The organism is Bordetella saccharivorans (assembly GCF_045862855.1).
GTDB classification, from domain to species: domain Bacteria; phylum Pseudomonadota; class Gammaproteobacteria; order Burkholderiales; family Burkholderiaceae_B; genus Bordetella_A; species Bordetella_A petrii_F.
Genome location: NZ_BAAFZO010000001.1, coordinates 2661562 through 2685437, shown reverse-complemented (window position 1 = coordinate 2685437; position 23876 = coordinate 2661562). Strand labels below are relative to the sequence as shown.

Below are 23876 nucleotides of genomic sequence, written 5' to 3'. Positions count from 1 at the left end.
ATGGCCTCTAGCGCGGACATATTCACGTCGGATTTCCAGCGGCGCCCCTATTGGTGGGAAGCCTACGAACCGCCCGAGCCGGGCACGGACACCCTGCCGGCCCGCGCCGACGTGGTGATCGTAGGCGGCGGCTACACAGGCATCTGCTGCGCCCTGGCCCTGCGCCGGGCCGGCATGGATGCCCTGGTACTCGAGGCCGGACGCCCGGGCCAGGGGGCCAGCACGCGCTCCGGCGGCCAGGTGTCCGGCGGCGTGAACGTGCAGAAAAAGGCGCTCGCGTCCGTCGGCGAAAGCCCGGCGCAGCGCGAGCAGCGCCTGGCCCAGCGCCTGCGCGATGCGGCCGATTCCATGACCTACGTGGAATCGCTGATCGAGACGCACGGCATCCAATGCGGCTGGCAGAAAACCGGCCGGCTGACCACCATGTGGGTGCCGCAACACTACCAGGCCTGGCAACAGCGCCTGGACCAGCTGAACGCCTGCACGGGCGCCAATGCCCGGATGATTCCCCGCGACCAGCTCGGCGCGGAGATCGGCTCGCCGGTCTACCATGGCGCGGCGCTGATCGAACGGGCCGGCCATCTGCATCCGGCGCAGTTGTACGGCGGTATGCTGCAAGCCGCGCGCGCCGCCGGCGCGCGGGTCCACGGCAACACCCCGGTGCGGCGGATCGCCCGCCTGGCGGGCGGGGGCGGCTACGACATCGACACGCCGCGCGGCACCGTGCGCGCGCAACAGGTGGTGATCGCCACCAACGGCTACACCGGCCCCGGCCTGGCGGACCTGGGCCGCAAGGTGGTGCCGATCACGACCTACATGATCGCCACTGAAGAACTGTCGCCCGACCTGGCAGCCAGCCTGCTGCCCACCAATCGCGCGGTGTCCGAATCGCGGCGCGTGGTCAACCACTATCGCCTGTCGCCCGATGGCCGACGCCTGCTGTTCGGCGGGCGCGCGCGCTTCACCCCGACCAGCGAAGACACCACCGCCCGGCTGCTGCATCGCGCGATGGTCAAGCGCTTTCCGCAACTGGCGGGCGTCCGCATCAGCCATAGCTGGGGCGGCAATGTCGCCATGACGCTCGACTCCATGCCGCACATCGGCGGCGCCGACGGCCTGCATTACGCGCTGGGCTGCAACGGCAGCGGCGTCGCCATGATGAGCTACCTCGGCGACAGCGTCGGCCGCAAGATCGCCGCGCAATCGCGCGAGCCGATCAACGCCTTCGACATGGGGGAAATACCCGGCCACCCGTTTTATTTCGGCAATACCTGGTTCTTGTTCGGCATAGGCAGCTGGTACCAGGCGCGGGATGCCTATGACCACTGGAGGGCCCGCTGATCGGCGGGCGCGGCGCACGCAAGCGCTCCGTCCGTCCTCCATAAGCTGTCGTGACTTATCCGGTTCGTTCTGTGCCCACGCACTCTGCAGCCGGCTCCAGCCTTGCACCGTCCGGTGCGGCCCGGGTCTCTCGCCCGGGCCGCGATGAAGGGGTCGGACGTGATCCTAACTACAGGAGCAATCCATGAACCATCAGCGTCGCAATGCCTTGAGAGTGCTGGCCAGCCTGTGCGGAAGCGCCGCCCTGCCCAGTTTCGCGCTGGCCAAATCCGGCGGCTACCCGGCCGGCCCGGTGACCGTCATCGTCCCGTACGGCTCGGGCGGCAGCACGGACGTGATCGCCCGCCTGCTGGTCGATGACGTCGCCAACCGCCTGGGCGGGAATTTCATTGTCGAGAACAAGCCGGGCGCGGCCGGCAACATTGGCACCCGCCAGGTGGCCATTTCGCGTCCCGACGGCGCAACCCTGCTGTATTCCACCGCCACGCCGTTCTGCATCAACCCGTACGTGTATCGCAGCCTGCCTTTCGATCCGGACCATGACTTCGCGGCCGTTTCGCGCACCGCCAAGCTGCCGCTGGTGCTGGTGGCCCATGCCGGCCTGGGAATCAAGACGGCCGAAGAACTGGTCGCCCACATCCGCAAGGACCCGGCGAAGTGCAGTTTCAGTTCCTATGGAGTGGGCACGTCCAGCCATATCGCCGGCTCGATCTTCTGCCAGAAAATCGGCGCGCCGGGCGTGCTGCACGTGCCATACAAGGACATGACCGCCATGTCCGACCTGGCGGCCGGCCGCAACACTTTCCATATCGACGCGTGGTCGGTCGTCGACCCGCTGGTCAAGGCCGGCAAGCTGGTGGCGCTGGCCGTGTCCAGCAGCGAGACGCTGCCCTGGGCGCCCAAGTTGCCCACCATCGCCAGCGTGGTCGGGAGCGCTTATGACGTGGTCACCTGGCACGCCGTGTTCGCGCCGCGCAAGACGCCCGCCGACGTGGTGGAACTGCTGAACCGCGAATTCCAGAAGACGCTGGATACGCCCAGCGTGCGGGAAACGTATATGAAGCAAGGCTTCCTGGTTTATCCGCCCGCCTCGCCCGCAGAGATCGACGCCTTCGTCAAGCAGGACAAGCTGCGCTGGAAGGGCTATGTCGAAGCGGCGGGTATCACGCCATCTTGAACTTCATCGCCGTGGCGGCGGCGCCATGCCGTGGCCTGTGCGCCACCCTGGCCTCCCGATTCCCGCCAGTGCGGCGCATCTTTCAGAGCGAACAGGCCCTAGGGGGCCAGAACGGTGGCGCGGCGCGCCACGGTCCGCGCCACTGCCGCCGCGACCTGCGCCTCGGCGGCGGCGCGGGCGGCGCGCAAGCCATCCAGCCCCTGGACGGTGCCCTCCACCGCGAAGAACATGAGGTCGTGCAGCCCGATGGTGCCCAGCACCGTCTTCAGGTAGGGCGTCAGAAAATCCGGCTGCCGCGGGCCGTCGCCCGAGTAGCGGCCGCCCGAGGCAACCGCCACGAACACGGGACGGTCGGCCAGGGTACCGATCTTGCCTTCCGGCGTGATGCGGAAGGTGTGGCGTACGCGCACGACATGGTCGATCCATGCCTTCAAGGCCGACGGCACCGTGAAGTTGTGCATGGGCGTGGCGATCACCACGTAGTCAGCCTGCGCCAGCGAGGCGATCAGGCGCGCCGACAGGCCCAGCGACCCGCGTTCGGCCACCGGCCCGGCGGGATCAGCCGCCGCGCACAGCGCGGCCGCGTAATCGGGGTCCACGTGCGGCAACCGGCTGGCATCGACCTCGACGATGGATTCAGCGGCGGAGGCATCGGCGCGGGCGATCTCGCCGATGATGGCCTGCGACAGGCGATGGCTTTCCGAGCCGGCGCCGCGCGGGCTGCAGGTAACACGCAGGATGCTCATGAGGCTTGATTATCCAGGATCTTGTTGAACCGGATCGCGCCGGTGAGCAGGCCTTGGCGGAAATAGAAGCGCTGCGCCAGGGCGTTGGACAGGCCGGTGTCCAGCACCAGCTGCCGGCAGTCCGCGCGGCGCGCGATGCCGTCCAGCACCTGCAGCAGCCGGGCGCCCCACTGGGCGCCGCGCCGGGCCTCGGCGACGACCAGGTCGTCCACATACAGAAACCGCCCGTAGATCAGGTTTTCCTGCAGGCGATAGCCGGCCAGCGCCACGACCTGGTCCTGGTCCCAGGCGGCCAGCAATTGGTAGCTTTCCGCGCGCATGCGCGCAACGCGGTCGCTGAAATCGGCGGCGTCCGCCAGGCGCGGCCGTAGTTGGCGCATGACCGGAAAGCAGGCGCGCAGGTCCGCGGCGGTCTCGATATGGCGGATGGGCGATGGGTTCATGTCTGTCCTTGGTGAAACGTGGGCTGCGCCGCGGCCGGCGCCTGGCGCCGTCACGGGCACTGTCATGCTAGGCCGCTCATGCCATAATCAAAAGATCCATAAAATGACATATGGACTAGTCCATGAAATTCCCGCCCCCGCACGACCTCGCCCCGCTCGCGGGCAGCGCGGCCGCGCCCCTGTACCGGCAGATCTACGCCCGCTTTCGCGATGCCATCGCCAAGGGGGTGCTCAAACCGGGCGGGCGCATTCCGGCGGCGCGCGCGCTGGCCAAGGAACTCGGGGTGGCCCGCGGCACGGTTGAAACCGCCTACGCCCTGCTCGGCGCCGAAGGCTACATCCAGCCGCGCGGCCAGGCCGGCACCATCGTGACGCCGGGCCTGAAGCCGCAGGCCGCCGCAGTCGCCGCGCCCGCCGCGGCGCGCACGGCTGCCGTCGACGCCTGGCTGTCGCCCGCCGCACTGTTGCCGTTCCAGATGGGCATGCCGGCGCTCGATGCATTTCCCCGCAAGCTCTGGGCACGGCTGGGCGCCCGCTACCTGCGCGGGATGCAGGCGGCCGACCTGATGTACCCGCCGCCGCATGGCCTGCCCGCGCTACGCACCGCCATTGCCGCGCATCTGCAGGTGGCGCGCGGCATCCAGTGCGCGCCCGAACAGGTATTCGTCACCACCGGCTATCGCGGCAGCCTGCAACTGATTGCGCAGGCGCTGCTGCAAGCGGGCGCGCGCGCATGGGTGGAAGACCCCGGCTATCCGCCCACCCGCGAACTGCTGGCCCAGGCCGGCATCGACGCGGCGCCGGTGGCGGTGGACGCCGACGGCATGCAGGTCGCGCAGGGGCTGGCCCAGCATCCGGACGCGCAGGCCGCCATCGTGACGCCCGCGCACCAGAGCCCGCTATGCATGTCGCTGAGCCTGCCACGGCGCCAGGCGCTGCTGGACTGGGCCCGCCAGCGCAAGGCCTGGATCGTGGAAGACGACTATGACGGCGAATACCGCTATGCCAGCCGGCCGCTGCCGGCGCTGAAAAGCCTGGACCGCCACGGCCGTGTGCTGTATTCCGGCTCTTTCAGCAAGGTGCTGTTCCCGGGCATCCGGCTGGCCTACCTGGTCGTGCCGACCGCCCTGGTGCCCCGCTTCGAGCACGTCAACCAGGTGCTGGGCGCGGGCGCGCCGGGCCTGGCGCAAGCCATGGTCAGCCAATTCATGACCGAGGGGCATTTCGCGCGACACATCCAGCGCATGCGCAAGCTCTACGCCGAACGCCGGCAGGCCACCGCGGCCGGGCTGGCGGCCGCCTTCGGATCGCGCATGCACATCGACCCCCAGCCGGGCGGCATGCACCTGGTGGTGCGCCTGGCGGGCCGCGCCAGCGACGCGCGGCTGGCCGACCGCATGCTGGAGCATGGCCTGTATGCCCAGGCGCTGTCGCGCTGGTCGTCGGCCATGGGGCCGCGCGGGCTGATGCTGAGCTTCACCAACATCGCCTCGCGGCAGCAGGCCGAGGAATTCGGCCGGCGCATCGTCGCGCTGCTATGACGCCGCGCAGCCCCGCCTTCAGGCCAGCCCGGCCTTGTCGAGGCCGAATTGCCGGTCGGCCGAGCCCGGCGTGGTGCGAAAGCCGACGTTCAGGCGATTCCAGCCGTTGATGCCGACCACCAGGAAGGTCAGGTCCGAGATCTCGGTTTCCGACAGCTCCCGGCGCACCGACTCGTACACCGCATCCGGCACGCCCTGCGGCGACAGCGTGGTCAGCGCCTCGGTCCAGGCCAGCGCGGCCCGCTCGCGCGGCGAAAACAGCGTGGAGTCGCGCCAGGCGGCAATGTGATGCAGGCGCAGCTCGCGCTCGCCATGGATCTTGGCCTGCTTGACGTGCATGTCCAGGCAGAAGCCGCAGCTATTGATCTGCGAGGCCCGGATCGTCACCAGGTCTTCGAACTCGCGTATGACGGGCCTGGCCTTGAGGGCGGTGCTGAAAGCCAGATAGGCCTTGGAGAACTCGGGGGAGGCTTCAAAATAGTCCAGGCGTTGGGGGTTCATGGATATGCCTTTGGATCAGGAACGGGCGGCGCCGCGGATCGCCAGGCCGGGCCTGGCGCGCAACGCCTATGCTGCGGCATTCATGCCATGGCCGGAAGTGCCAAGAATGATGATTCGGCCTGGGCCATGATGAGCGCCCGCCCCGCCGGCATTACGCTTCGCCCTCGATCTGCGCGTGGAACCGGTAGCCGATGCCGTACAGCGACTTGATCGGCAGCTCGGCGCCGAGCCGGCGGAACTTCACCCGCAGGCGGCTGATCATCAGCGCCGTCGAGCGGACCGCCAGCGCGTGGCCGCCGAAAATTTCCCGGTCGCCCTTCATGACGATGTGATCGCGGCTGCGGATGAAGCCCTGGATAAGGCGGGCCTCCTGCGCGGAGAGCACCACGCCCGTGCCATCGGGCGCGATCAGGGCATTGTTCTTCGACAGGCGCCAGGCCGCCGCGCGCGGCGCGTTGCCGGCCGCGCCAGGCGCCAGCGCGCGCGCCGTCGCGGCTGGCGGGCCGCGCCCCTCCGCCGCTTCCCGGCAGGCGCGCCGCCGCAACAGGCGGTCAAGCGCCTGCAGCATGGCGAACACCAGCAAATCGCTGTCCGGCAGCGGCATCCAGCTGTCCGCGCCGGCCAGCAGCAGCCGGGCGCCCAGATGCTGGTCATAACCCACACAGATCAGCAAGGCATCGGGCCGGGTGCGCGCGATATCGCCCGCCGCCGCCAGCGCCCGCTGCGCCGGCGGGGCGCGGACAATGACGGCGCGGCTGCCGCGGCCGTCGCCAGGCGGGCACTCGTCTTCCCGATACGCCCGGGCGGGACAGCCCAGGGCGGTCAAGCCATCTGCGATGAGGTTGGCGGCGCGAACATCCGAGCAGATCAGTATCTTCGCGCTGTACTTGGTTCTTTTCCGCACGCTACCTGCCCGCCTGCAAAATACCGTGATTGCAGGCCGGCCGCCCCGGCAATGCTCCAGCCCGGGGCGGGCCTTCTCACGCCAGCGCCGCTCAGGCGGCCTTCTTCCAGTATTGATAAGTGCGCAGCACGTGCACCTCGATCGCCGTCGCGCCATGCAGCAGCGCGGCCGGGATGCGGGCCTCGCCCGTGGTCCAGCGCATCTTCGCGCCATGCACATCCTGCACGGGATGGAACCCTTGCAGCGCCGGATCGTCCAGGGCAATGCTGCGCACGCCGTCCGCCGTCTCGATCGAGAGGCCGACGATGCCCACGCCGATGCAGCGCAGATCGCGCCGCGCATAAGCCGAGACGTCGCGCACCACGGCGCTGTTGGACACGATGCGTACATCGTCGCGCAACCCGGCAGGCAGGGCGTAGCGGTATATCCCGCCGCGGTCGCAGGGCTCGTCGCAATCGAGCCGTTGCGCCCCGGCCATCAAGCGCAGTTCGGCATCCTTGACCAGCCGGGCGCCGCTCAGCCGCGCGGCGCGGTCCAGCAGGCGCTTGCGCAGCGCCTCGACCGGCGCCCCCTGCTGCACGACGCGGATACCCTCGACGACCGGACGGCCGGGCGCCGGACCGAAATCCGGGTGCATGGCGACCTCGCCGGCATTCTGGAACATGGAGCGGTTGCCGGTATCGACATACGATTCGGCCGCCAGCCCCTCGGCCAGCAGGATGCCGAACTCGTCCAGTTCGACATGGAAGTACTCGAACGACGATACCTTGAAGTCCTGCACGATGGTCTGGCCATTGACCAGCGCCATGGCGGGCACCAGCAGCCCGTCGAAGTACAGGTGGTGGCCCGGCGACAGGCAGAGATCGCGGTGCGGGACGTTGTCGGCGATCGAGCCGCGCTTGAACGTGATCGGGAACGCCCGCACCGCGTCGCGCGCCGGGATCCTGGCCTTGTGCAGCTTGCGGTGGCCCACCCATTTCACCGCGGCGACCTTGCCATCCGCAGTCAGCACGCGGTCGCCGGCCCGCAGCGTTTCCACCGCCACTTCGCCGCCCGGGGTGGCGATGTGCGTGCCCTTCAAGAAGCAGGCGTACGTCATGACGCCGTTCTCGAACACCACCTTGGAAAGATCTTCCCCTTCGGCATTGAACCGGCCCAGCACCCTGCCATCGGCACCGCGGAACACCAGTTCGCTGCCTTCCACGTTGCCGCTGGCGGCGCCCAGCACCTGGATCTGGTCGCCGGCCGACAGGCCGCTGACCTTGGGCGTGCTGTTGAAGAGGGTCAGGCTGGTGCCTCGCGGGTCGTAGATCAGCGTGGACTGGCCGCCCGCTCCCAGGTTGAAATTGGCCGAATTCAGGCCGCCCACCGAGAACGTGGCGGACGAATACTCCAGCGTCGCGCCATCGGCGAGATTGAAATTATTGACTTGCCCGACGCTGAAATCGAAGCCTTCCGCCAGGCCCACATGGGCATTTTCCCCGATATTCACCGTGGTGGTGCCGCCGATCGGACTCAGACGCGTCAATTTCAGCATCAGAGTTTCATCGGAACCGCCGGAATTGGAAATATTGACAGTGGAATTCCCGATAATCGTATCAACGGTGAGCGTGTCACCGACATAATCAGACTGCTCTACGTTCTGGGTATTCGAAAGAGGCCATGGGCCGAGCGTTATTTTCGCCATTATTAACTTTCCATTCGAGTCGATAAATCAATGGCATTCGGCCTTGCGGCCCGGGAAACAACTGAATGCCCGGCGATCGTATCTGCGCGGATGGAAAACAACCACGGTCCGGAAACCAACTTTTCAATGCTTTTGAAATGCAAATGAATAATCAGGAATCCACACCCGAAATAATGGCGTTTTTATTTGAAATCAATACCCAAGAACCAATGATATTTAGCCCAGATTTAAAATCTTTCCCAAATATCTCAATTCAATCTGATTTTCATCTTTTGGCGATCCGCCGCCACAAAAAGGGTGACGCGCAGCCGCGAGGCTGCGCCCGGACGACGGGCATCGACGATGCGCGCCCCGCAGTCACAACAGGTGGCAGCTAGCGCCGGCGTCACCGCGCCGGCAAGGTGGGCCACAGTGCATAGGGCCCGGAGGTGAGCTGCTCGCGCAGGAAGTTGACGCAGACCCTGACCTTGGCCGACTCCGACAGGCGGCCCGTGGTCACCGCCCAGATATCGGCCGGCCATCGGTAGGCCGGCAGTACCTGAACCAGTTCGCCCGCGCGCAGGCTCTTGGCGCAATCCCATTCGGCCAACCGCACGATGCCGTGCCCGTCCAGCGCCCACTGGCGGATGATGTCGTTGTTGTTGGAAGACAGGGTTCCGGTCACCTTGACCGACTCCAGGCCGCGCGGCCCGGTCAGCCGCCAGGTGCCAAAGGGCTGGTCGCGTTCGCGGAACACCAGGCATGAATGCCGTGCCAGGTCGGACAACTGCGTCGGGACGCCGTGGCGCTCGATGTAGGACGGCGCGGCGCAGAGGATCCGGTGGCTCTGCAGGATGCGATGCGCGACGAGATGAGGCTCGGGCACTTGGCCGATGCGGATGTCGATATCCAGCCCCTCGCTCAGCAGGTCGACCGGGCGGTCCAGGACCGTCAACGACACGTCCAGCCGGGGATAGCGCTTGGCCAGCAACGAAATCGCCGGCGCCACATGGTTGCGTCCCAGCCGGAAGCTCGAACTGACCCGCAGCGAGCCGCGCGGCTCGCTGGCGTCTTCGGCCAGCGCGTCCTGCATCTGCCGCACCCGGTCGAGAATACCGCGCGCCCATTCATAGGTCTTCTCGCCCTGCGGCGTGGCGCTGATCTGCCGCGAGGTCCGGTGCAGCAGGCGCACGCCGAGTTCCGCCTCCAGTAACCCGATGCGCTTGCTGACATAGGAAGGGGACATGCCCAGTTCGGTGGCGGTGCGCACGAAATTGCCATGCCGGATCACTTCGACAAACAGGCGCAGGTCGGACAGGTTGGAAAGATCGGCCACGATTCGTGCATCATGAAGTGACAATCCGGCGAATTGTATATCCAACTGTGGCCGATATGATTCCCTCCGTGCCTCGCCCAAGCGTCCGCCTCACCGCGGCAAGGGCGTGGTGCCAGGCCCGGTTGCGGGAATTTCAGGCACAGAGAGGGGAGACATCATGACAAGCATTGCCACAGCAGCATGGCGCTGGGCGGCGGGCATGGCCGCCGCCGCCATCCTGGGCTCGGCCAGCGCCGCGCCCTATCCGGAGCGGGCCATCACCTGGATCGTGCCGTTCGCGGTGGGCGGCCCCACGGACGCCATCGCCCGCACTGTCGCACAACGCGTGGCGACCGAACTGGGCCAGAGCATCATCGTCGAGAACGTGCCGGGCGCGGGCGGCACCCTGGGCGCCATGCGCGCCGCGCGCGCCCAAGCCGATGGCTACACGCTGTTCGTCGGCCACATCGGCACCATGGCCGCCGCGCCATACCTGTTCAAGTCGCTGAAATACGATCCGCTGCGCGACTTCACGCCGGTCTTCCGCTTCCCCGACACGCCGATGGTATTGCTGGTCAAGCAGGATGCGCGCTACAACAGCGCGGCCGACCTGCTGGCCGAGGCGCGCAAGCACCCCGAGAAACTCACGTTCGGCACCGCCGGCGTCGGCTCGTCGTCGCACCTGGCGGCCGAACACCTGGCCGCCACGGCCCAAGTGAAATTCACGTTCGTACCGTACAAGGGCACCGGGCCAGCGATGACCGATCTGATGGGTGGCCAGATCGACGCCATGCTGGACCAGACCAACGTCTCGCTGCCCCAGGTGCAAGGCGGGCGGCTCAAGGCGTTGGCCCTTACTTCGCAATCGGAGATGTCGCTGTTTCCCGGCGTGCCGACTCTGGCGGGCGGCGAACTGCCGGGCTTCCTGGCTTCCACCTGGTACGGCATCTATGCGCCGACCGGCACGCCCCAGCCGGCCATCGATGCCTTGCGCGACGCCTACATGAAAGCGCTGGCCGACCCGTCCTTCACCGACGGCCTGCGGCAGAACGGCATCGACGTCCTGCCCGCCGCGCAAACTGGACCCGACGCCCTGCGCGACTTCACCGCCAGCGAACAGCAAAAATGGCAGCGCGTGATCCGCGACGCGGGTATCGCGCCGCAGTAAGGCCGGACTACTGGTCCGGCGGCGGCGCCGGCGGGCCGGGGCCGCTCTCTTTTCCAGCCCGGCCCGCCGCGGGCCACGAACCATCACCGAGAGGAATGCAGATGAAGATCGCCCACGTCGAAGCCATTGCGCTGGACATGAGCCTGAGCGAAGTATTCAAGGGCGGCACCTACCAGGTCAGCACCCGCCCCACCATCGTCACCCGCGTCCACCTGGACAACGGCATCGTCGGCGAAACCTACGGCGGCGACGAATTCCACACCCAGCGCGACATCGTGCGGGTCATCCGCGACCACATGGCCCCCCTGCTGGCGGGCCAGGACGTGCGCGACTACCAGCGCTTGTGGGATGTCATGTTCAAGCTCGACCTGGATCTGGGCAACCGCGGCCTGCACCAGCTGGACATGCATCCGCGCGGCATCCTGATGCAGGCGGTCAGCGGCCTGGACAACGCCATGTGGGACGCCCGCGGCAAACTCTACGGCGCGCCCGTGTACAAACTGCTGGGGGGCGTGCGCGATCGCGTGCCGGTCATCTCCATCGGCGGGTACTACCCCAAGGACGGCAAGGATCCGCTCGACGCCATTGCCGAAGAAGTCGACATGGTGCGCGCGGCCGGCTGCATCGGCATCAAGATGAAAGTCGGCCGGGCCAGCCTCGAAGAAGACTTCGCCCGCGTGCGGGCGGCCCGCCAGGCCGGCGGGCCGGACTTCGTCATCACCGTGGACGCCAACCAGGGCTGGGACCCGCTCGACGCCGTCAAGTTCTGCGTCGCCATGGAGCGTGCCGACCTCGGCGTGCGCTGGATGGAAGAACCGTGCAAATGGTACGACCAGACCGACGGGCTGATGCTGCTGGCCATGAAGACCTCCATTCCCATCAACGTGGGCCAGGGCGAGATCAGCGGACGCGCCTGCCGCGACCTGATCACCAAGGGCGGCGTCTCGATCCTCAACCTCGATTGCACCCTGTGCGGCGGCATCACCGAATGGCAGCGCGTGGCGGACATGGCGCGCTTCATGAACGTCGAAATGGCGCACCATGAAGAGCCCCAAGTGGCCGTCCACCTGATGGCGGCCAACCCGCACGCCTTGTTCGTCGAGATCTTCGCCAACAAGCAGCGCGACCCGCTGCTGTGGGAACTGCCCGACGGCTTCCCCAAGATCGAGAACGGCTACATGCAGGTGCCACAGGAACCCGGGCTGGGCGTGCGGCTGCGCGAGGACGTGATCGAGCGGTATCGGGTCGCGTAGGCGGGCCAGACGGTGGCCGGCTCCGGGGCCTGCCGGTACATGGAAGACGGACCGTTGGCGTCAATCCAGTACGCGCCCCGGATTCAAGATGTTGCGCGGATCCAGGGCGGCCTTCAGGCGGCGCAGGACGTCGAGTTCGGCGGCGCTGCGCGTGTAGCCCAGAAAAGGCTTCTTGATGAAGCCGATGCCGTGCTCGGCGCTGATCGTGCCTTCGCGCCCGCGCAATTCCGCGTACACCTGCGCCTCCACCGCGTGCAGATCTTCCACGCGGTGCGGACCGCTCATCAGGTGAATGTTGTTATCGCCCATATGGCCGAAGAACAGATGAGCCGCATCGGGATAGCGCGCGCGCATCGCGGCATTGACGCGGTCGACGAAGCCTTCCATTTCGGCCCAGGGCAGGCCGCAATCAAAGTTCACGGTAGGCTTCGATCCGGCCAGCAACTCCGGAATACTATGCCGCAACTGCCAGAACGCGTCCGTGTCGGCCAGGCTGGCGGACACGGCACAATCGACGATCAGCCCGCTTTCGAGCGCCCGTTCGAGCGCGCGCTGCAATGCGCCGCCGCTCTCGGCCTGCTCGGCCGACTCCACCAGCACGTACCACGGGTAGCTGTCATCCAGGGGACATGAACGGCCGGCCAACCGGCTGGCGGCCGCCACAAACTCGCCCGACATGAACTCGAACGCCGTCAAGCTCACGCCGGGTGCACGCTTCAGGTCTCGCAGCAGGCAAGCCAGCGCGTGCATATCGGGCGCCGCGGCGAACGCGGCGGCGGCGGGCGCCGGCATCGGCTGGAGCTTGAGCCGCAAGCGGGTAATGATGCCCAGCGTGCCCTCCGAGCCAATGAACAGGAAACGGAGGTCCAGTCCCGCGCTGTTCTTGACCAGGCGGGTCATGGAACTCAACACGGTGCCATCGGCCAGCACCGCTTCCACCCCGAGCATGCTGTCGCGCATGGTGCCATAGCGGACCACGCGCTCTCCGCCAGCATTGGTGGCGGCGTTGCCGCCTATCTGGCACGAGCCGCGCGCGCCGAAATCCACCGGGAAGTACCACCCCGCCCGGCTGGCGGCCTCCTGCACCGCTTGCAGGGTGGCGCCCGCCTGCACGGTCATGATGCCTTCCAGCTCGTCGATATGTTCGATCTGCGCCATGCGTTCCAGGTTGACGACCACGTCGCCGTCGGCGGGCACCCCGCCCCCGGCCAGCCCGGTCAGGCCGCCCTGGATCGTTACCGGCAGTGACTGCTGGTGGCAGTGCCGCAGGATCGCGCTGACTTCCTCCACGCTGCGCGGCCGATACAAGGCGCTGGGAACGCCGCGGACCATGCCGCTCCAGTCGGCAAGAAAACGCGCATCGATATCCCGTTCGGCCTCGGGCAAGTCGGTGGCGGGAAGACTCATGGAGGCCTCCGTGATTCAGGCCGCGGGCACCGGCGTCGCGCCGGGGGTGCCGATCCGCAGGGCGGCCTCGCGGCCGCCGAAGCGCTCGATCAATTGCCGCTGGTCGGACTTCGCCCGGCGATCGACTTCGACCGGATCCAGCATGTCCAGCAGCCGGCGCCGGAACCGCTCCAGCACCGGCGCGTACGCCGGGTCGCCGGCCAGGTCATTGGCTTCCTGCGGATCGCCCTGCAGGTCGAACAGCTCGGGAGCATGGCCGACATAGTGATGATATTTGTAGCGGCCGTCGGCCAGCATATAGCCGGCGGATTCCGAACCCACTGCGTGATACTCGGAGAACGCCAGGCGCCCGGGGTCGTCCGGCCCGCAGGCGCTGGCAATCAGGGACCGGCCTGGCAGGTCGGCGTCGGCCTGGTCAGGCGCGATGCCGGTTGCTTGCAGCACGGTGGGGAACAAGTCGACCAGCGACACGTTGGTCCGGGTGACTTGCCCCGCCGGTATGCCGGGCCCCCGGACGATCATCGGGACCGCGGTCGACTCCCGGTACAGCGTGCACTTGTTCCACAGCCCGCGCTCGCCCAGATTGTCCCCATGATCGCTGGAATAAATGACCGTGGTGCGGTCCGCCTGGCCCGACTGCGCCAGCGCATCCAGTACTTTGCCGATCTGTTCGTCCATGAAAGAGGTCAGCGCCAGGTACGACGCCAGGGCCAGCCGGCGCCGGGCGTCGGTGCCCAGTTGCTCGTCGTGCCGGCTGAAGCGGGCATGCCGCTCTACCCACGGATGGCGGCGATAGCCGCGGTCGGGGTGCAAGCGCGGCAGCGGCATGTCGTCGATCGGGTAGCGGTCCAGATACTCGCGCGGGACGATGAGCGGAAAATGCGGGGCCACCAGGCCGACGAACAACACCCAGGGGGATGAATCGCGCCGGCCGGCGCGCTCGTGCAACCAGCGCACGGCCTCCTCCGCCACCGCGCGATCGAAGCGGTTGTAGCTCGATTCGCCGGCGCCGATATCCTTGAACAAGGCGGCGGCCGGATGTGCCTCGGGCAGCGGCTCGCGCACCGACCCCCATACTTGCCCGATACCGTCCAGGATGTGCGCCGCCCATTGCTGGCGGTCGAAGCCGGTATCGTCGCCCTGGTTGCGATAGTGGAGCTTTCCTATCGATTCGACCGCCACGCCGGCGGACTGCAGGCGGTGCCCCCAGCTTGCCGGGCTGCCTTGGTACGCCAGGGCGTTGTCCCAGCACCGGTGCTCGTGCACGTAACGGCCCGTGGCAATGCTGGCCCGGGCCGGCACGCAGATCGGCGAGGAAGTGTAGGCGTTGGCGAACCGCGTGCCCTCGCGAGCGAGCCGGTCGAGGCGCGGCGTCCGGACCAGCGGATGGCCGGCGCAACCCATGACGCGGGCATTGTGCTCGTCGGACAACAGAATCAGGACATTGGTGGCGGGCATGGCTTGTCTGCCTATCAGTCGGTGAAAAAACTCAGTTGCTGAACGTGTCGCCGGTGCCTCGCAGGGCATTGCCCCACTTCTCATAGTCGGCAATGACGAGGTCGCGGAAAGCGCTGACCGAAGCCGGCGCCGGCGCGAAACCTTGCGACGCCAGCGCATCGCGCAGGGCCTTCGATTCCAGCGCCCGGTTGATGGCGGCGTTCCATCGCGCCACCGTCCCTGGCGGCGTGGCGGCCGGCGCCAGGACGCCAAACCACTCCTCCAGCTCCAGTCCCTCGTAGCCCAGCTCGGCGAGCGTCGGCACATCAGCGGCGATCGGGTCGCGCCGCGCCCCCGTCGTGGCCAGCAGCGTCAGCCGCTGGTCGCGCGCCGCCGGCAGCAGCGAGGGAACCGTCGAAATAACGGCCGGAATCTGCCCGCCCAGCGCGTCATTGATTGCCGGGCCGGCGCCCTTGTACGGCACATGGACCAGGTTCACGCCGGACTCACTGGCCAACTGCACGCCGATGTAATGCGGCGACAGGCCCACGCCAGCCGTGCCATAGGCAGCCAGCGCGCTCGAGCGCCGCGCCCGCGCCAGGAAGTCGGGCAGCGTCGCGGCGCCGGTCTGCGGCCCCACCGCGATGCCGAGCGTATACGTCGCCAGGCGGGCAACGGGCGCCAGGTCGCGGCGCGGGTCGTACTTGAAATGCTTGTTGGTGTGCGGCGTCATGGTGATGCTGCCGCTGGGCAGGATCACCAGCACGGAATCGCCATCCCTGGCGTTGCGGACCGCGTCGATGGCGATGATGCCGCTGGCGCCCGGCCGATTCTCGACGATGACCTTCTGCCCGCCGTCCCGGTTCAATGCATCCGCCAATGCCCGCGCCACCGAATCGAGCCCGCCGCCGGCCTGGAACCCGACGATCAGGCGGGTGGCAGGCTCCGCGGCCTGGGCGGCCGCGCCGGCACAGGCCGCCAGGGCGAACACCGCCAGGACGCGGCTCAACGCGCGCATTCGCATGTCTCTCTCCTGTTATTGGTATGCGTGGCGCCAGTATCGGCTACGGAGAAATCAACGAAAAGTGATATATATTCACCTTGGCATTACTGAACAGTAATGAATTGACCGCATGGACGTCCTGCCGCCCACAGCCCTGGAAAGAGCCTTCCGCTCGGGATTGAAGCTCGGGCATCTGCGCATCCTCGCGGCGCTGGCCAAGGTCGGACGCGTCAGCCGCGTCGCCGAACTCTTCAACGTGACACAGCCGGCGATCTCCAAGCAACTGGGCGAACTGGAAATGCTGCTCGGCATGCCGGTAGTGGCCAGGTCCGGACGCCGGGTCGTGCTGACGCCCACCGGGGAAATCCTGGCAAGACATGGCCGGCAGGTGCTCTACAACCTGGAAGCCGCGCGGCGCGAACTCGAGGACCTGCGCGAAGGGCTGGCCGGGACGCTGCGCATCGGGGCCGTCGCCACCACCATGCCCACATTGGTCGCCGAAGGCGTCGCGCGGCTGCGCCAGCGCGCGCCGGCCGTCACGATAACCCTGATGGAGGCGACCACCGACACGCTGTTCCCGCTGGTGCGCGAAGGAGAACTGGACGTCGTTGTGTCGCGCACTCGCATGGGCCGGACCGCGGATCGGCAGGACATGCTGGAAGAACGTCTGCTGGGCCGCGACCCGCTGGTCATCGCCTGCGCCGGCCAGCACCCGCTGGCCGGCCGCAAGTCGCTGCGATGGGCCGACCTGGCCGAATGCTCCTGGGTGCTTCCGCCGGAAGGCTCCGCCATCCATGACGGCCTGATGCGCCTGTTCGAACGCCACGCCCTGCGGGCCGGGCCCGGCGCCATCACGGCGAACTCGATCACCGTGTTGCCCAGGCTGCTGGCCGACGGCCAGCTCGTCGGCCTGATGCCGCGCGCCTATGCGCAGGAATACGTCCACCGCCAGACGCTCGCCATCCTGCCGCTGGCCTTCTCGCGCACCGCCCAGGAAGTGCGCGCGCTATGGCGGCGCGAGCATGAAACCCCGGCGCTGCGCCTGTTGTTGCAGAGCCTGGCCGAAGCGGTGGGGGCCAATGGGGCGTGATGGAGGATGGGTGCGGGGACTGGCACCAGGCCCAGATGTGAAAACGGGTTCCAAAGCTGAAATTGCCTTGGAACCCGCATGAATACCTGGTGGGCTGTGAGTGGCTCGAACACTCGACCTACGGATTAAGAGTCCGCTGCTCTACCAACTGAGCTAACAGCCCCTGCTGCGTGCCGGGCCAACCAGCGCCCTGCTGCAGGAAAGACGAAGATTATACACAGTTTTCCAGAATCGATCACGCGCCCGCCCTGCCCCGTCGCCCACCCTGGGGACAAGACTGTGGATAAGCCAGTGAAAACCCCGTGCATAACCCCGTGTACAAATACGTGGACAACCTAGCCGCTGGCCGCGCCGGGCGGCCCCAGCGCCCGGATCGCCGCGACCTTGGCGGTAGCGGCCGCCAGCAGGAAGCCGGTATCCGTGCCGGCGGAGACGAAGCGCACGCCGCGCGCCACGGCCTGGGCCAGGGCCTCGGGGTGGCCGGCCAGGCCGCCCGCGCCAGCCGCCTTGCCATGGCGGCGGCAGGCCGCGATGACGGTGTCGAAGGCCGAAGCCACCAGCGCGTGGCCCGGCTGGCCGGCCACGCCCAGGTCGACCGCCAGGTCGCCGGCGCCGACCAGCAGCATGTCCACCCCGTCCACGGCGGCGATGGCCTCGGCCTGCTGCAGGCCTTGGCGGCTTTCGATCATGGCCACGACCAGCGTTTCGCGGTTGAGCAGTTCGTGCGCCTGCGCCCCGGGCAGGCTGCGGAAGGCCAGTTGTGGCAAGGTCGTCGACACCGAGCGCCGGCCCTGCGGCGGGTACTTGGCCAGCGCCACGGCGGCGCGCGCGGCCGCGGCGTCTTCCACGTGCGGCACGATGACGCCCGCCGCGCCGGCGTCCAGCACGCGCGCCACCCAGGCGGCGCTGGCTTCGGGCACGCGGGCCAGCGGCGTCACGCCGGCCGCCTGGCTGGCGATGCAGATCGCGCCGGCGGTCTCCAGCGCCATGGGGCTGTGTTCCAGGTCGATGTATAGCGCATCGCAGCCGCTGCTGTGCGCCACCAGGGCGATCTCGGGCCCGCGCGCGGCGCGCACGATCATGGATACGGCCAGCTCGCCGCGCGCCAGCTTGGCTTTCAGGGCGTTGCGCCAGGGGGCCGGGGCTTCCATGGCGCCTACCAGAGCCGCGGCGAGAACGGCGCCGGGCGCAGTATCTTCACTTCCTGCGCGGTGAACGAGCCGCGGTTGCGGATCTTGAAGGCGATCCACTCCGGGTCGGCGTCCAGGCGCTCGCGGCGGCGTTCGCGGTCGGCCAGGCTGTCGTAGGCCCAGATGTGCAGCACCTGGTTCAGCGGGCCGATCTCGCTGACGAAGGTGCCCACCAAGTGGCCCAGGTGGCGCACCAGCACGGGCAGCGCCTGCTGCTCGTAGCGGGCCAGGTAGTCTTCCAGCGCGCCGTGGGGCACGGTGTAGGTGCGATGCTCGATGATGGTCATGGGCGGGCGATGGCGGGTTCAGCAGGGCGGCGTCAGGACCTTGCCGGTGGCGAAGAAGGCCGCCAGGTTGTCCAGCACCAGTTGTTCCATGGCGCGGCGCGTCTCGCGGGTCGAGGCGGCGATGTGCGGCAGCGTCACGACCCGGTCGTTGCCCAGCAGGCCGGCGGGCACGCGCGGCTCGTCGGCGTACACGTCCAGCCCGGCGCCGGCGATGCGCCCGGCCCGGATGGCTGCCACCAGCGCGTCCTCGTCCACGACGCTGCCGCGCGCGATGTTGATCAGGTAGCCGTCCGGCCCCAGGGCCTCGAGCGCCGCGGCCGACACCAGGTGGCGGGTCTGCGGGCCGCCCGGACAGGCCAGCACCAGGAAGTCGGCCCAGTCCGCCAGTTCGGCGAGCTCGGCCACGAAGGGATATGCGACGCCGGGCCGCGCGCTGCGCGCGTGGTAGCGCACCGGCATGTCGAAGCCCTGGGCGCGCCGCGCGATGGCCTGGCCGATGCGCCCCAGCCCGACGATGCCGACGCGCTTGCCGCTGACGCGCGTGGCCAGCGGGAACGGGCCCTGCAGCCAGGCGCCGCTCTGCACGTGGCGGTCGGCGGCCACCAGTCGGCGCGCGCAGGCCAGCATCAGGCCCAGGGCGGTGTCGGCCACGCAATCGGTGAGCACGTCGGGCGTGGTGCTGACCTGCACGCCGTGCCGGCGGGCGGCCGCCAGGTCGATGCTGTCGTAGCCCACGCCGAAGCAGGCCACCACGCCGGGACGCGGCGCGGCGCCCAGGCAGGCGATGACGGGCGCCTGGCAGCCGTGGCGCGACATCATGATGGCGCCGTCGAACGCGCCATGCTGCGCGGCCAGGAAATCGGCCGGCGCCGGCTGGGTCCACAGCGGCTCCAGCACGTATTGTTCGGCGGCGCGGCGCTGCAGGTCGGGCGGCAGGGGCCCGAGCTGCAGCAGGCGGTGGCGGGCGGCGGCGCTCATCGCGCGCTCAGCCCGGTTTCGCGCAGGAACGGCACCCAGCGCGCGAACTCGGCATCGAGTTTCTTGCGGAATTCGGCCGTGCCCAGCGGCCCGCGCAGGCCGGCTTCGGCCAGGCGCTTGGCGATGGCGGGCGTATGGATGGCGGCCAGGAAGGCCTGCTCGAGCTTCTGCTTTTCAGCGGCGGGCGTGCCGGCCGGCACCATGGCGCTGTACCAGTTGCTCATCAGCAATTGCGGGTAGCCCGCCTCGACGGCGTCGGGCACGTCGGGCAGCTCGACGGAACGCTTGGTGTCGTAGATCACCAGGGCCTTGACGCGGCCGCTCTTCACATAGGGCTGCAGCACCGGCACGTCGGCGTTGACCATGTCGATCTCGCCGCCGATCAGCGCGGTGATGGCGGGCGCGGCGCCGCGATACGGCACGTGCAGCGCATGGATGCCGGCGGCGCGGTTGAGCAGTTCGCCGCCCACGTGCATGGTGCCGCCGACGCCGGTGGAGCCGAACGACAGCGGCTCGCCCGCCTTGGCGCGCGCGACCAGTTCGGCCAGGCTGTCGACCCCGAGCGAGGGCCGCACCACCAGCAGGGTCTGCACCTGGCCGACCAGCGCGATCGGCTCCAGGTCCTTGTGCGGGTCATAGGGCAGGTTGGGCGTGGTCTCGGACGAGATCACGAAGCCGGAGGTGGCCATCAGCACCGTGCGGCCGTCGGGCGCCGACTTGGCGACGTGGTTGGTGCCCACGGTGCCGCCGGCGCCGCCGCGGTTCTCGACCACGACCGTGGCGCCCAGCGCCGCTTCCAGCCCGGGCGCCAGGATGCGCGCCACCTGGTCGACCGGCCCGCCGGCCGAGAACGGCACCACCAGGCGCACGACGTCGCTGGCGCCGGCCGGGGCGGCCGCCAGCATGCCGGCCAGCGCCAGCCATAGGGATAGGATACGCATGACGATTCCTCGAGGAGTCAGCCGGCGAAGCGCGGTTCGGGCAAGCCCCGCACGCCCACGTCCAGCGCCAGCAATGCCCCCGCCCAGGGCTCGGCCGCCAGCCGCTCGGGCGGGATGCGCTGCGAATGGCTGGTGATGTAGAGGGTGTCCAGGTTCTCGCCGCCGAAGGCCGGGCATGTGGGATTGGTGACCGGCAGCGCGATGACGCGGTCGACGCTGCCGTCGGGCGCCAGGCGCACCAGCTCGCCACTGGCCACCATGCAGTTCCACAGGTAGCCTTCGCGGTCCACCGTCGAGCCGTCGGGGCGGCCATGATGCTGGGTCCAGTCCTTGAAGACGCGCCGGTTCGAAATGACGCCATCGTCCAGGTCGAAGTCGAATGCCCAGATGACCTGCCGGTGCGTGTCGGCGAAATACATGGTGCGGTCGTCGGGGCTCCAGGCGATGGAATTGGGCACCACGATGCCGCCGAACTGCGCGTGGCAGGTATGGTCCGGGTCGAACCGGTACAGGGTGCCTTCGGGCACGCGCTGGGCATCGCGCATGCTGCCCACCCAGAAGCGGCCGCGCCGGTCGCACTTGCCGTCGTTCAGGCGGTTGTCCGGCTTGTCGGCCTCGGGGTTGGCCAGGAACTCGGGCGGGCGCGGCTGCGCCGGGTCGTACCGGTACAGGCCGGCATTGGTGGCCAGCAGGAAGCCGCCGGCTTCGCGCAGCGCGATCGAGCCCACCAGCATGCCTTCCGGCATGCGCCGGGCCTCGTGCCGGCGGGTGGCCGGATCGTATGACTGCAGCGCGCAGCGCCGCACGTCGATCCACCACAGGCGCCGGGTGCGTGCGCACCACAGCGGCACTTCGCCCAGGATGTCGGCGCCGCCGACCACGCATTCGATGTTTGTCTCCATGGCTCCCTGCTTCGAGGAACGTTTATCGGACTGCTTGTTATCGGCCTACTTGTACTTAGTGGCGGCCAGCGTGCGCAGGTCGATGCCGGCGGCGATGTCGCGCTGCTGGCGCCGGTCGCCGTCCTGGATGCGCTCCATTTCCGCCAGCACTGCCTGCGCGTGGGCGTAGGGAATGAAGGCCACGCCGGCCTGGTCGGCCAGTACCAGGTCGCCGGCATCCACCGAGACGCCGGCGATGCGCACGCGCCCGTTGATTTCCACGGTCTGCAGGCGCCATTTGCCGGTTACCGGCGTGACGCCGCGCGACCAGATGGGAAAACCGAGGCCGCGCGAAGTATCGGGGTCGCGGAAGCCGCCGTCGACGATGGCGCCGACGCAGCCCGCGCGATGCGCCACCATGGCCGACTGGCCGCCCAGGTTGGACACGCCCGCCAGGCCCTCGATGACCACCACGTTGCCCGGCTCGGCCAGGTTGTAGGCCTCGTGCTCGCCCATGCGGCTCTTGCCTTCGCGCACCGCGGCGGCCACGGTGTCGGGGCGTTCGGCGTTGCGCACGGTGACGGCCTGTCCGACCAGGCGGCCGGCGGGCAGCTGTGGCGCCAGCACCGAGGCCGGCACCACGCCGGCCAGGCCCAGGTTGTCCATGGCGTCGGAAGCGGTGGGGGTCAGGTCGCCGATGGCGGCGTAGCGCTCCAGCAGGCCTGGCGCCAGGGCCGGAAAGGCGCGGCGCCGCACGGCTTCCGGCGGCACGCGGCCGGTGAGCGGCTTCTGCTGGGGGGCGGCGCGATCGACCATGGGGCTCGGGACCTTGCGACGGTGGCGGACGCTGGCCCGCGATGGAATGAAAGATATCCCTCCATTTAGGTAATGTCAATATTCTCGCATATTGGGATTTTTTATTATTTTGGCGTGCATGGCTGCCCTGCCCGGGGCCACGCTTATCATGTGGGGCTTGCTGACATGTCCATCGCTCGACCACCGTTCGGACCGCTTCCGTGACCGCCAAGGAAACCGCTTCATCCAGCCTGGGCAAGGCTTTCGAGATACTCGACCTGTTTTCGCTGGACAGGCCCATCCTGCGCATCGAAGAGATTTCGTCGCTGCTGGGCTATACCCGCTCCACGGCCTACCGGTACCTGAAGGCGCTGTGCGACGCCGGCCTGCTGGCGCCCTCCTCGGGCGCCACCTACGCGCTGGGGCCGCGCATCATCGAACTGGAGCATCTGCTGCAGCTGACCGACCCGCTCTACAAAGCGGGCCGCAAGGTGCTGCGGGCGCTGCACGGCGAGAACCGCGTGCTGCTGCTGCACAATCTGTATCGCGACCGGGTGCTGTGCATCTACAAGGAAGGCCCCGACACGCTGGTGCACAAGGGCCGGCGCATCGTGGTGCGGCGCGCGCGCGGCGTGCCCTTCCCGCTGTTCCAGGGCGCGGCCTCGCTGGCGCTGCTGGCATATTTGTCGCCGCACCGGGTGCGCCAGACCTACCTGCGCAATGCGCCCGCCATCGCCGCGGCCGACCTGGGCGACAGTTGGGACGGCTTTCGCCGCAACCTGGCCGCCATCCGGCGGCGCGGCTATGCCATCAGCCGCGAGCGCATCACGCCCAACCTGGGCGGCGTGGCCGTGCCGATCCTGCTGCCGGCCGACAAGCGCGTGGTCGGCAGCCTGGCGCAGACGCTGCCGTCCGAATCGATGACCGACGCGGTCATCGAGGAAAGCGCGCAGCGCCTGTGGACCGCCAGCGAGCAGATCGCGGCCGAATACATGCAGGCCGGCGCGGGCTGATGCTCGCGCCGGCGCCGGCGGGGCGCGAGGTTCAGGCGCCGAAGCCGCCGTCTACCGACACTTCGGAACCCGTCACGTAGCGCGCATCGCCGCTGGCCAGGTAGCCCACCATGCCGGCGATGTCGTCCACGTGCCCGTAGCGGCCCAGCGCCAGCCCGGCGGCGCTTTCGGCGGCGCCCTGGCGGTCGGCCGGGTTCATGTCGGTGTCGATGGGCCCGGGGTGCACCACGTTCACCGTGATGCCGCGCGCCCCCAGGTCGCGGGCCAACCCCTTGGTGAGCCCCACCAGCGCCGCCTTGCTGGCGGCATAGACCGCCAGGCCGGGCTCGCCGGTGCGCACCGCCAGGCAGCTGCCGATGTTGATGATGCGCCCGCCGTCGGGCAGGTGCGGCACGGCGGCCTGGATGGCCGCGTAGACGGCGCCCACGTTGACGTCCATGGTGCGCTGGTAATCGGCGTGCGGCAGGGCGTGGATGTCGCCGGCGAGGAAGATGCCGGCGTTGTTCACCAGGATGTCCAGCCCGCCCAGGTCCTGCGCGGCGCGCGCCACCGCGGCCCGCACCTGCTCGTGGTCGGCCGCGTCGGCCGCGTAGGCGTGGGCGCGCCGCCCCGCCTGGCGCAGTTCGGCGACCAGCGCCTCGGCCCGGTCCGGCGAGCTGACGTACGTAATGGCCACATCGGCCCCCTGCGCGGCCAGGCGGCGCGCGATGGCCGCCCCGATACCGCGGCTGCCGCCAGTGACGAATGCGATCTTGCCTTTCAAGTCTGACATGTTGAGTCCAATATATGTAGTGATCAG

At 68.8% G+C, this 23876-nt stretch carries 24 protein-coding genes and 1 tRNA gene; 8 read left to right on the top strand and 17 right to left on the bottom strand.

Annotation, left to right across the window (positions count from 1 at the left end; all coding sequences use genetic code 11):
* On the top strand, nucleotides 1-1341 hold the full coding sequence (locus ACKTT0_RS12850; protein WP_407850261.1) for an NAD(P)/FAD-dependent oxidoreductase: 1341 nt from the start codon (nucleotides 1-3) through the stop codon (nucleotides 1339-1341).
* Between the two features lie 184 nt (nucleotides 1342-1525).
* Nucleotides 1526-2518 carry a Bug family tripartite tricarboxylate transporter substrate binding protein gene (locus tag ACKTT0_RS12845; RefSeq protein WP_407850260.1) on the top strand — a complete coding sequence of 331 codons (993 nt, stop codon included), beginning with the start codon at nucleotides 1526-1528 and terminating at the stop codon, nucleotides 2516-2518.
* Between the two features lie 98 nt (nucleotides 2519-2616).
* Here ACKTT0_RS12845 and ACKTT0_RS12840 read toward each other — a convergent pair whose 3' ends face one another.
* The gene (locus ACKTT0_RS12840; protein ID WP_407850259.1) at nucleotides 2617-3264 is read right to left on the bottom strand and encodes an FMN-dependent NADH-azoreductase; all 648 of its coding nucleotides are present in this window, start codon (nucleotides 3262-3264) and stop codon (nucleotides 2617-2619) included.
* Nucleotides 3261-3707 carry a GNAT family N-acetyltransferase gene (locus tag ACKTT0_RS12835; RefSeq protein WP_407850258.1) on the bottom strand — a complete coding sequence of 149 codons (447 nt, stop codon included), beginning with the start codon at nucleotides 3705-3707 and terminating at the stop codon, nucleotides 3261-3263. The genes ACKTT0_RS12840 and ACKTT0_RS12835 overlap by 4 nt, the downstream gene beginning before the upstream one ends.
* A 122-nt stretch (nucleotides 3708-3829) precedes the next feature.
* Between ACKTT0_RS12835 and pdxR the strand changes: the two genes are divergently transcribed.
* The gene (pdxR, locus tag ACKTT0_RS12830; RefSeq protein WP_407850257.1) at nucleotides 3830-5248 is read left to right on the top strand and encodes a MocR-like pyridoxine biosynthesis transcription factor PdxR; all 1419 of its coding nucleotides are present in this window, start codon (nucleotides 3830-3832) and stop codon (nucleotides 5246-5248) included.
* 18 nt (nucleotides 5249-5266) lie between these two features.
* Here the strand turns inward: pdxR and ACKTT0_RS12825 are convergent, their stop codons facing one another.
* The 3 genes from ACKTT0_RS12825 to ACKTT0_RS12815 form a co-directional block, all read right to left on the bottom strand.
* A complete protein-coding gene (locus tag ACKTT0_RS12825; RefSeq protein WP_407850256.1) occupies nucleotides 5267-5749 on the bottom strand; it encodes a carboxymuconolactone decarboxylase family protein in 483 nt (160 codons plus the stop codon).
* Nucleotides 5750-5900: 151 nt separating this feature from the next.
* The gene (locus ACKTT0_RS12820) at nucleotides 5901-6575 is read right to left on the bottom strand and encodes a hypothetical protein (protein ID WP_407850255.1); all 675 of its coding nucleotides are present in this window, start codon (nucleotides 6573-6575) and stop codon (nucleotides 5901-5903) included.
* A gap of 169 nt (nucleotides 6576-6744) precedes the next feature.
* Nucleotides 6745-8190, bottom strand: a complete 1446-nt coding sequence (locus ACKTT0_RS12815) for a Hint domain-containing protein (RefSeq protein ID WP_407850254.1) — start codon at nucleotides 8188-8190, stop codon at nucleotides 6745-6747.
* A gap of 215 nt (nucleotides 8191-8405) precedes the next feature.
* Between ACKTT0_RS12815 and ACKTT0_RS12810 the strand changes: the two genes are divergently transcribed.
* Nucleotides 8406-8717, top strand: coding sequence for a hypothetical protein (locus ACKTT0_RS12810; protein ID WP_407850253.1), 312 nt, complete (start codon nucleotides 8406-8408; stop codon nucleotides 8715-8717).
* Nucleotides 8718-8725: 8 nt separating this feature from the next.
* Here ACKTT0_RS12810 and ACKTT0_RS12805 read toward each other — a convergent pair whose 3' ends face one another.
* Nucleotides 8726-9655: a LysR family transcriptional regulator gene (locus tag ACKTT0_RS12805; RefSeq protein ID WP_407850252.1), complete on the bottom strand. Its 930-nt coding sequence runs from the start codon at nucleotides 9653-9655 to the stop codon at nucleotides 8726-8728.
* A gap of 157 nt (nucleotides 9656-9812) precedes the next feature.
* Here ACKTT0_RS12805 and ACKTT0_RS12800 point away from each other — a divergent pair, with 157 nt between their 5' ends.
* Together ACKTT0_RS12800 and ACKTT0_RS12795 are read left to right on the top strand one after the other, a co-directional pair.
* A complete protein-coding gene (locus ACKTT0_RS12800) occupies nucleotides 9813-10802 on the top strand; it encodes a Bug family tripartite tricarboxylate transporter substrate binding protein (RefSeq protein ID WP_028356785.1) in 990 nt (329 codons plus the stop codon).
* Between the two features lie 101 nt (nucleotides 10803-10903).
* On the top strand, nucleotides 10904-12055 hold the full coding sequence (locus tag ACKTT0_RS12795) for a mandelate racemase/muconate lactonizing enzyme family protein (protein ID WP_407850251.1): 1152 nt from the start codon (nucleotides 10904-10906) through the stop codon (nucleotides 12053-12055).
* 60 nt (nucleotides 12056-12115) lie between these two features.
* Here the strand turns inward: ACKTT0_RS12795 and ACKTT0_RS12790 are convergent, their stop codons facing one another.
* The 3 genes from ACKTT0_RS12790 to ACKTT0_RS12780 are packed head-to-tail and all read right to left on the bottom strand — an operon-like array spanning nucleotide 12116 to nucleotide 15923.
* Complete coding sequence (locus tag ACKTT0_RS12790; protein WP_407850250.1) at nucleotides 12116-13462, bottom strand: FAD-binding oxidoreductase; 1347 nt, start codon at nucleotides 13460-13462, stop codon at nucleotides 12116-12118.
* A 15-nt stretch (nucleotides 13463-13477) separates the two neighbouring features.
* Entirely contained in the window at nucleotides 13478-14920 is a 1443-nt protein-coding gene (locus tag ACKTT0_RS12785; RefSeq protein WP_407850249.1) for a sulfatase family protein, read from the bottom strand.
* Between the two features lie 31 nt (nucleotides 14921-14951).
* Nucleotides 14952-15923 carry a Bug family tripartite tricarboxylate transporter substrate binding protein gene (locus ACKTT0_RS12780; protein ID WP_407850248.1) on the bottom strand — a complete coding sequence of 324 codons (972 nt, stop codon included), beginning with the start codon at nucleotides 15921-15923 and terminating at the stop codon, nucleotides 14952-14954.
* Nucleotides 15924-16032: 109 nt separating this feature from the next.
* Here ACKTT0_RS12780 and ACKTT0_RS12775 point away from each other — a divergent pair, with 109 nt between their 5' ends.
* Nucleotides 16033-16992 (top strand): LysR family transcriptional regulator, encoded by a 960-nt coding sequence (locus ACKTT0_RS12775; RefSeq protein ID WP_407850247.1) that lies wholly within the window; start codon nucleotides 16033-16035, stop codon nucleotides 16990-16992.
* A gap of 87 nt (nucleotides 16993-17079) precedes the next feature.
* Here the strand turns inward: ACKTT0_RS12775 and ACKTT0_RS12770 are convergent.
* The 7 genes from ACKTT0_RS12770 to ACKTT0_RS12740 form a co-directional block, all read right to left on the bottom strand.
* Nucleotides 17080-17155: transfer RNA gene (locus ACKTT0_RS12770), tRNA-Lys, on the bottom strand.
* A 172-nt stretch (nucleotides 17156-17327) separates the two neighbouring features.
* Complete coding sequence (locus ACKTT0_RS12765) at nucleotides 17328-18143, bottom strand: HpcH/HpaI aldolase family protein (RefSeq protein ID WP_407850246.1); 816 nt, start codon at nucleotides 18141-18143, stop codon at nucleotides 17328-17330.
* A gap of 5 nt (nucleotides 18144-18148) precedes the next feature.
* Nucleotides 18149-18469, bottom strand: coding sequence for an NIPSNAP family protein (locus tag ACKTT0_RS12760; protein ID WP_407850245.1), 321 nt, complete (start codon nucleotides 18467-18469; stop codon nucleotides 18149-18151).
* Between the two features lie 18 nt (nucleotides 18470-18487).
* On the bottom strand, nucleotides 18488-19447 hold the full coding sequence (locus ACKTT0_RS12755; RefSeq protein ID WP_407850244.1) for a 2-hydroxyacid dehydrogenase: 960 nt from the start codon (nucleotides 19445-19447) through the stop codon (nucleotides 18488-18490).
* The gene (locus ACKTT0_RS12750; RefSeq protein ID WP_407850243.1) at nucleotides 19444-20388 is read right to left on the bottom strand and encodes a tripartite tricarboxylate transporter substrate binding protein; all 945 of its coding nucleotides are present in this window, start codon (nucleotides 20386-20388) and stop codon (nucleotides 19444-19446) included. The genes ACKTT0_RS12755 and ACKTT0_RS12750 overlap by 4 nt, the downstream gene beginning before the upstream one ends.
* A 17-nt stretch (nucleotides 20389-20405) precedes the next feature.
* On the bottom strand, nucleotides 20406-21290 hold the full coding sequence (locus ACKTT0_RS12745; RefSeq protein WP_407850242.1) for an SMP-30/gluconolactonase/LRE family protein: 885 nt from the start codon (nucleotides 21288-21290) through the stop codon (nucleotides 20406-20408).
* Between the two features lie 45 nt (nucleotides 21291-21335).
* Nucleotides 21336-22085, bottom strand: a complete 750-nt coding sequence (locus ACKTT0_RS12740; protein ID WP_407850241.1) for an RraA family protein — start codon at nucleotides 22083-22085, stop codon at nucleotides 21336-21338.
* A 200-nt stretch (nucleotides 22086-22285) separates the two neighbouring features.
* Between ACKTT0_RS12740 and ACKTT0_RS12735 the strand changes: the two genes are divergently transcribed.
* The gene (locus ACKTT0_RS12735) at nucleotides 22286-23077 is read left to right on the top strand and encodes an IclR family transcriptional regulator (protein ID WP_407850240.1); all 792 of its coding nucleotides are present in this window, start codon (nucleotides 22286-22288) and stop codon (nucleotides 23075-23077) included.
* Between the two features lie 31 nt (nucleotides 23078-23108).
* On the opposite strand, the gene ACKTT0_RS12730 is transcribed toward ACKTT0_RS12735, so the two are convergent.
* Nucleotides 23109-23849 carry a glucose 1-dehydrogenase gene (locus tag ACKTT0_RS12730; RefSeq protein ID WP_407850239.1) on the bottom strand — a complete coding sequence of 247 codons (741 nt, stop codon included), beginning with the start codon at nucleotides 23847-23849 and terminating at the stop codon, nucleotides 23109-23111.
* Nucleotides 23850-23876 lie beyond the last annotated feature (27 nt).